The sequence below is a fragment of the Candidatus Magnetobacterium casense genome, from assembly GCF_019173545.1.
GTDB classification, from domain to species: domain Bacteria; phylum Nitrospirota; class Thermodesulfovibrionia; order Thermodesulfovibrionales; family Magnetobacteriaceae; genus Magnetobacterium; species Magnetobacterium cryptolimnobacter.
On record NZ_JABXWD010000780.1, the window covers coordinates 1 to 1081 of the forward strand.

General features: G+C 52.2%; 1 protein-coding gene. It reads right to left on the reverse strand.

Features of this window, described 5'->3' with window-relative positions; translation table 11 throughout:
• Window positions 1–130: 130 nt before the first annotated feature.
• Window positions 131–1081, reverse strand: a 951-nt coding sequence (locus tag HWQ67_RS19460) for a hypothetical protein (protein WP_218254354.1), incomplete at its 5' end; no start/stop codon positions are given.

Genomic DNA, 1081 nt, shown 5'->3' on the forward strand with positions numbered 1-1081 from the left:
ATCACCGTGGCGTTGGCGGTGACATTATCTGTCAAAAGGGTGCTGACTATCCCCCCACCGCCCTGCATGATGGCCGCCAGGAACGAACATCCTATGAATATGACAAGGAACGTCACCAGTAGTCTATGCGTCATATTACCGGTTGCCTCTCCCAGATGATGGCCCCGATCAGGCCGAAGGCCATCAGTAATAACACCCACCAGGGGAATATGCCCATTGTGAAGAACAGTATAGACAGGCCCATCCCGGTGATGGTTGTCAATACGAAGTGCTGCGGCTTTTCCGTGTCCTTCTTGGTGTCAAATCCCAGATGGACACCGAACATGGCAAGAATGACGATAAACCATGCCAAGCCCAGCCACGCCAGCCTTTCATTGAGGAAGCCGCCTATGCTGAGTAGTTGCACAAAGGGGTACAGTGGATTGCCGCGCAGCCTGACAAGATCCACATCGCCCGTCATTGCCTCGGGATCGGGGTTGATGATGTCCGTGCTACCCGGCGCCAGGTACTGATAATAGTAAGACTCGTTGTAGGACTGGTCGAATTGCAGCTCCGACATCTCGGTGCTGATACCGACGGGGTTGGTGCCCCAGGTGATCGTAGCATCGTGGTCGTTTTGCTCATCCAGTAGGGTAGCCCCCTGGATAATAGAGGCGGGCTTATATTCCAGTTCCAGTACCCCATCTATCGCCATCTGTATATCGTCGATATACGGGCAGACATTGTTCTGGTTCCACTGCCAGTCATTCCCGTTGTCGTTCCATTCCCAGGAAAACCACACGGAGGCATGAGCCGTAGTTGCAGTACCACTAGTTGAGGTAGCGAATAATATCCCGAAGTGTTCTGTTTCATAGGGGGTAGAGGAGATCCCGTTATACGTTCCACTTGTGAATGCCGCGATAGTGTACGGCCCCTTAATTGTTCCGTCACCCATGTCAACCACACTGGCACAGATATTGCCCCCACTCAGGTAGAATATGTAAACCACATTCGTATCGGTGTTATATGAAGCCGTAGGTGAAGTCCCCGTAGCAGCCAAAATAGTGGAACTCCAACTCCCGTCTGCATAGCGAATCTTCAT